Raw genomic sequence first — 6,390 nt, 5'->3', positions numbered from 1 at the left:
TGTTCGGTGCGGTGCCTTTAGCCAAGTCTTGATTGCCCAGTTCGTCACATAGAAATAGTTTGATCTTGGTAATTTCTTTGTGTGAAATAAACGCGCTTGCGAGGCTATCCTTGAAATCCTGAATCACTTTTTTCGCTGCGATTTCTTCCTTCTGAGTCTTGTCGCGGATGAACGCGTCAAAGCGCCGCATTCTTTCGACAGCGGCTTCCCCCAAATCCTGCTGGCACAATACGCAAAGCGCATTCTCACTCGTGTTTGGGAATTCAACCTCTGGATACGCGTCAGCGGCAGAATAGGCACGGGCTGCTTCCCACAACTGTTGCCATGTTGCAGAGCCGACACCATTTAGCGGCTCTACTCTTGACAAGTCCTGAGCTGCGAGAACAGCGGCATCGCTTTTTGTTGCCAGATCGGTCACAAGCGTCACAAGTTTTTTGCCGTTCTCTGGTGCTACCGCTTTTGAAAGTGCTTCGAGTGTAGTGCGCAACGTTTCCAATCGCGCCTTTTGTGCCCGCAGCCTACGTGCGATTGGTTCGGGATCTTGCGCAAAATCAGATGCAAGTTCGGAAAGGCGGGCAACATCTTCCTCCGATACGGTCGATAATGCATTGATCGTTTCTTCGGCTGTATCTTTGCTCATCGCGGTGATGAGCTTGCCCGTCTCTGTGCTTATAGAGCAGCTGGGTTTGGATATGCTTTTTGGTGTTTGCGCCTTAATCGCGGACACCTCGCTGTCCATTTTATCCTTAATTGCCTTACAGGCGCTCACAAGCCGTTCCACCAGCTTCATCGGATAGGGTGTGTAGGCGAGGTCGTTTGTTTCTTCGACGTGGACATTTGCCGTTCGCGAGTCAAAAACGCTTATTTCAGACAAAAGCTCGTCGGTCGGTTCGTTGTTTTTCCATTCACTCTTCCGTGTCTGTGCTCCGACTTGATATTCGAGTTCGGCCCTCTGAACACCTATTGTACCTTGATAGATATTCGGCAAAATTGGATATTCTTTTCCGCGCACGGTTCTGGCACGGCAGGCTCGTTTGAGGATGCGTACATAGCCGGATTTCCCGGCTCCGTTGTCGCCATAGACGATTGTTACACCGGTCGTGATTAGGTTCAGACTTTGTCCCCCAGCTAAGGCATTAACGTTTTGGATACCGCGAATATTTTTTAGGGCGACGGTCGGAGCGCCAGTCCGCTGTGCATTGATGTGTCCCGCCGCCAGCGGTTCATTGGGAAGTGAACTATCTTTGCAAAGCGCGGCCAACTCATCGACATCCGTGTCGGTTAACTCACCAAGCGTGACAAGGCGGCGGAGCGCGTCACGTTGCCAGATCGGTCGATCACCCGACCAATCCAAAATGTCTCGTAATGCGTCTGCTTCGGTCTTGATTTCTTGCTGTGACATTTTACCATTCTATCAAGTACTACGAAGCGCGCCATTCTTGTTTTATATTTGTATACGACAATATGTTTGTTTGGCCCGGCGTTGCCTTGAAAATGGGTGATCGGGCTTGCAAACCCGATCACCCGCTCCTTTAGCAGGAGTGTCGGATAGGCGCTTCGCGGCCTTCCAGACGTGTCTGGAGCCAGTCCAGAACTTCATCCTCAACCCATCCCACTCTGTTGGGGCCAAGCTGTACCCGCGTGGGGAATAAGCCGACCTTTTCCAGTCGTGCTATGTGCTGCGGTGAATACAGAACAAGCTCCTTCAGCTGGCGCTTTGAAAGAATCCTCATCACGATAGTCTCCTAGAAAGAGAGCATCGCGATGCCCCGGTTACAACAATCCCCGAGGATCCGTGAAGCTATCAGGAAAATGTGGTTGGGCAAGTTGAAGCTGCTCATGGCAACACATAGTTGGCCGTTGCAGCGCGCTGTTGAGGGTGGCGTAAAAGGTGGCTTGGATTTTTACTTTCCCTGTAAATCTTTGAAATAATGTAATAATTTCATTATATTGGTGCGCGATGCAGTGCGGAGCGGACGGGCCTCACCGTGAATTTCCCTGATAATGGTCGATTAACAGGGAAATTATGCAAATTTCGAGATTTTCCAGCATAATTTCTCCATGAGAAGCCTGAATTTCCGCGGGTTTTAGAGCAAATTCCCTACTCCCAATAACAGGGAATTAAATCGGACAGATCAGGGAATTATTGTGTTCTGAACAGGGAAACCGCTTCAGCGATAAGGGAATGAGCTGGTTCAGGCTTTTTGGACCCTCTTTCAACAAGCCCGCCAGCTGCTGACACAGTCGATCCAGCAGGTCCATCATCGCGAAGGTAGTCATTAACTGACTAAAGCTCTGCGTCGGCTTGCTCATGATTGAAACTCCTTTCCAGCCTTGCCGAAAGGAGTTCCATCAGGGTTCTGCAATTTGATAAGTGCAACGGGCTCAGTATCACGCATCGATTGCCCAGCTTCGAACATTTGCCGTTTGCCGCCGGGGTCAATAGCGAGCGGCTTCAAGGGCAATTGCAGCAGTCTCTCGGTGGGGTCACTATTGCGGTCATAGCCGAACCCATCGTCATCAAATTCTGCCGCAATTTCTTCCCACGCCACTAGCAATGCCTCTGCTCTATCTATGGTCGCCTTGTCGTCGAGACCACACACAGCCAGTTTACGTCTGAACGCTGCGACAATTTCTTCCGTTGAATCGGCGACACTCCGGAATGGCCATTCTACTTTTTATAGCGAGAGTTCTCCGCCTGACGGTGTTTCGTATCGATCTTCGACGTTTTCGCGCTGTTTGGTTATATAGACCGCGTGCCCGGGAAGAGCTGATTTTAGATTATGAGGAAGGATCTACACGGTGGTTCATCATGGAAGAAGTCTAATTGCCCTGTTTGTGATTACGGGCCTTATATTCATCACGGGCTGCACACAGCAAGCTTCGGCTACCGTTGATTCTGGAGATCGGCAATTGATCGAGGCAGACATCTGGAAAATGGAATCGGCGATTTTCGAAGGTCGTGGCCGCGGGGATTTATCAAATTACCTTGATGTCACGAGTTCTCAGTACCTTGGCTGGCCCCCTGTGCTGGACAAGCCATTATCGCTCGAAAAGTTTCGGTCAGAAGAGAATATGGGCCAAAGCACGGCCTTGCGCGGTGAGGTAATTACGTTTGAGAAGAACGGTTTCACAATGAATGAGAACACCGCGATCACCTACTTCACGTCCCATCGCACGCGGATGGGCGAGGGAATGGCGGTGAACGGGTCTCGCGATGTCGACGAATATTACGAAAATACCCACATCTGGACTTTCGAGGATGGCAAATGGCGTCTTATTGGGGGCATGGCGCGCAAGCTGGATGCTCCGCGGGCAATTCCAGCAGCACCGACGATGCGAAAGTATCCTGACCGCCGAGATGCTGCTGCCGCAACCACAATCGCGCCGGGTTGGGGCACGATGAAACGCCGGTGGATTGCCGCCAGTGCTCTGATCGCCCTTGCGGGATGTAATACAGCCCCCGCTGGCTCCGCGATCTTTTCTACTCAGGATAATGGTACTACTGCTAAGCATAGCCCAACGACATTGGCCGAATTGCAAGACGCTACGATTCTTGATGTCGATCGGTACCGACCGACCTACAAGTTGACCGCATGCAAACCTCGCGAACTGCCGGAGGGGGTAGCAGAAGGCGCCTTCGCCGAAGCCCTCGCGCGAGCGGAGGCATATTCGAATGAGCTGGACGGAGTCGGGATGATTGTCCTCCGCGATGGCGCGATAGTGCATGAAGATTACATCGATGGAGCCAACGGCACTACGCTGACAGCGAGCGCATCGATGATGAAGTCTGTCCTCGGTCTGCTGGTGGGGATTGCGCTGGACAATGGCATGGCTGGCTCGGTTGATGATCCCGTTGGTAGTTACCTTGACGAATGGTCCGGCGATCCGCGCGGGGAGATTACCATCAGGCAGCTCCTGACCATGTCGACTGGTCTTGGCCAGTCCGATTTTACCTCCCTGTTGCTGGCACCAGATATTGGCAAGATTGCCTTGGAAACCCCGCTTATCGAAAAGCCGGGCAGCAGTTTTGCTTATAATAACGCCGCCAGTCAGCTGCTCGGGATGGTGATTGATCGCCAGGCCGCGAAAGCTGGGTATCATGGCTTTGCAGATTTTCTGCACCGTGAATTGTGGTGCCCGCTGGGCAATGGCGAAGCGCTGTTGTGGATCGACGCCAGTGGCAAACCGCGGGGTTATGCCGGGCTCCATGCAGGCCTCCGCGACTGGGCGCGTATCGGCGAACTCATCCGCAATGGAGGTAAAATTGGCAGCCGGCAGATCGTGCCATCCACCTGGATCGCCAACATGGCCCGACCATCGGAGGCCAATACGCAATATGGTTTTCAGCTATGGCTCGGAAGAGGTTGGACTCCGCTGCGGCGCTACAGTGCTACCAAGCCAATCATGATCCCTCACGCGGAACCTTTTGTTTCGCAAGACATAGTTTACTTCGATGGGTTCGGCGGACAGCGCGTCTACGTTGTCCCCTCAAGAGGTTTGACGATAGCACGGGTCGGAATGGTCAACCTGTCGTATGACGATTCGATAATCCCCAATATACTTATCCGTGCAATCGACCAGACACCCGGGAAAATGAAACCTTGATGCACTCTGGGAAAATGGGAGTGAACGCGACGGCGGCATCTGACGCGAGACAACGCTTTGGAGCGATAAAGCCGGTGCATCTGGCGTGGGGCCTGGGTTCCTTGGGTACGATCACGATGATATCGGCCGTGTCCAATCTCTACCTATTTTTTCTCGTCACAGTTGTTCAAATGTCGCCCGCTGTCGCCGGCTTCTTGATCTTTGTTTCCAAAATTGTGGACATGGTAACCGACCCAATGATGGGCTGGCTTAGCGACAAGACAAACACGCGCTGGGGCCGACGCCGCCCTTACATGTTCTTCGCGAGCTTCGGTTGTGCAGCTGCGCTGATCATGCTCTTTTCTGTTCCAGCCGATCCGGTCTTATTGTCCTTGGAAGCCTATGTTGTGGTAGGATTGATCCTATTCGCAATCGCCTTGACTGCCTTCAATGTTCCCTATCTGGCGATGCCCGCGGAAATGACCGAAGATTACCATGAACGGTCCAGCATCATGTCGTACCGTGCTGTATTCTTGGTTGGTGGCGGGTTTGTCGGCTCTGCGGTTGCGGGCCCCCTGATCAAGGCGTTTGGCGGGGGTTTGGAAGCCTATCGGATGTTGGGATACGTCCTTGCCGCCGTCGTATTTATTTCCATGATCATTGCGGTATTTGGAACGCGGAAGGCCCGCTTTACCAGCTTCGTCAAACCCACGATTCCGAGATGGGATCAAACTCGTCTCTTCTTTCTCAATAAGCCATTCATGATCCTCGCCGCGGCCAAGGCATTTCAATTCCTCCAGCTCGCAGCCGGGGGCGCATCGACACTGTTCTTCTTCATCAGTGTCATGAAGCGCGATGAAGCTTTGCTGTTTCCCTTTGGAGCTTCGATCATCGTCGGTTCGATTCTTAGCTTGCGTGTCTGGCTGCCGGTCATCCGCCGGTTCGGGAAACGCGAAGTGCTGATATTTGCGCTCTTCATGCAGGCGTTGCTTACACTGACTTGGCTGCTTGCCGGGCCAGCAGAACCCATGTGGATCTTCATTGCCCGCGCCGCATCCATGGGGGTTATGAGCGGCGCGGTTCTGATCTGCAGCCAATCGATGATTGTGGATACGATCGAATATGACCGCAAGCTAAGCGGGATTAACCGCGAGGGGCTCTATTCGTCAGTCTTCAGCTTCATAGAAAAATCCATGCATGCTACGGGTCCGCTGATCGTCGGGCTGCTGCTTTCGTGGCTGGGCTATGATGCCATGATCCCGCGCGGCCAGCCTCAGCCGGAGTCCGCGATTACGGCAATTCTCATCGGTCAGGCTGTGCTCCCGGCGGTGTGCAGCGTCGCAATGATAGCGTGCTTGTGGTACTACCGTTTGGACGAGAAGGAGTTGTCGCAAGTCAAGCTACACGACATTGGCCAGAAACCAGCCAGTTCCTAGGAATCCTTCAATTGATGATTAATGTGCTAGAGAATGCCCGAGAGGATGAATGAGATGATACCCCTTCCGCAGACAGGCCGAGCTGGCTTGCAGTTCATGGGCGACCTTCAGGTCTTTTCCTCCACGCGGTTGCGAGAGGCTGCAGAGAGTGCGTTCTATCAGAATGACGAAATGGCCACATTGGGAAGCGCGCCCCTTGGTCCCAAGGATCCGGCCGATCTGGACCGGATCGTTGAAGACGCGAAGAAGGTGGCACAATCGATCCCGGCGCACCGTTTCAACCGGCTTTTCCAGCGAATGGTGGCCGAGGCCGTTTACGATCGGGGTATCCCCGCAGCCGAAGAAAAACGCAGTGAAGTGGGTGATC

The 6,390-nt window shown here is 53.1% G+C and carries 6 protein-coding genes and 1 pseudogene; 3 read left to right on the top strand and 4 right to left on the bottom strand.

Features of this window, described 5'->3' with window-relative positions; genetic code table 11:
• The 4 genes and pseudogenes from ACESNI_RS00820 to ACESNI_RS00805 all read right to left on the bottom strand — a co-directional run.
• Positions 1-1,402, bottom strand: a pseudogene (locus ACESNI_RS00820) (hypothetical protein); the annotation flags it as partial.
• A 130-nt stretch (positions 1,403-1,532) separates the two neighbouring features.
• The gene (locus ACESNI_RS00815; RefSeq protein ID WP_373084013.1) at positions 1,533-1,733 is read right to left on the bottom strand and encodes a helix-turn-helix transcriptional regulator; all 201 of its coding nucleotides are present in this window, start codon (positions 1,731-1,733) and stop codon (positions 1,533-1,535) included.
• Positions 1,734-2,121: 388 nt separating this feature from the next.
• On the bottom strand, positions 2,122-2,313 hold the full coding sequence (locus tag ACESNI_RS00810; protein WP_373084011.1) for a hypothetical protein: 192 nt from the start codon (positions 2,311-2,313) through the stop codon (positions 2,122-2,124).
• Entirely contained in the window at positions 2,310-2,552 is a 243-nt protein-coding gene (locus tag ACESNI_RS00805) for a hypothetical protein (protein WP_373084009.1), read from the bottom strand. Before ACESNI_RS00805 ends, ACESNI_RS00810 begins: the two co-directional genes overlap by 4 nt.
• 361 nt (positions 2,553-2,913) lie before the next feature.
• Between ACESNI_RS00805 and ACESNI_RS00800 the strand changes: the two genes are divergently transcribed.
• The 3 genes from ACESNI_RS00800 to ACESNI_RS00790 form a co-directional block, all read left to right on the top strand.
• Positions 2,914-4,608 carry a serine hydrolase domain-containing protein gene (locus ACESNI_RS00800; RefSeq protein ID WP_373084007.1) on the top strand — a complete coding sequence of 565 codons (1,695 nt, stop codon included), beginning with the start codon at positions 2,914-2,916 and terminating at the stop codon, positions 4,606-4,608.
• A 20-nt stretch (positions 4,609-4,628) separates the two neighbouring features.
• Positions 4,629-6,023 (top strand): MFS transporter, encoded by a 1,395-nt coding sequence (locus tag ACESNI_RS00795; protein ID WP_373084005.1) that lies wholly within the window; start codon positions 4,629-4,631, stop codon positions 6,021-6,023.
• Positions 6,024-6,077: 54 nt separating this feature from the next.
• Positions 6,078-6,390: hypothetical protein (locus ACESNI_RS00790; protein ID WP_373084003.1), on the top strand; the 313-nt coding region annotated here is incomplete at its 3' end.

It is taken from the genome of Sneathiella sp., from assembly GCF_041689005.1.
GTDB lineage: Bacteria > Pseudomonadota > Alphaproteobacteria > Sneathiellales > Sneathiellaceae > Sneathiella.
This window is presented reverse-complemented; position numbering and strand designations above follow the sequence as displayed.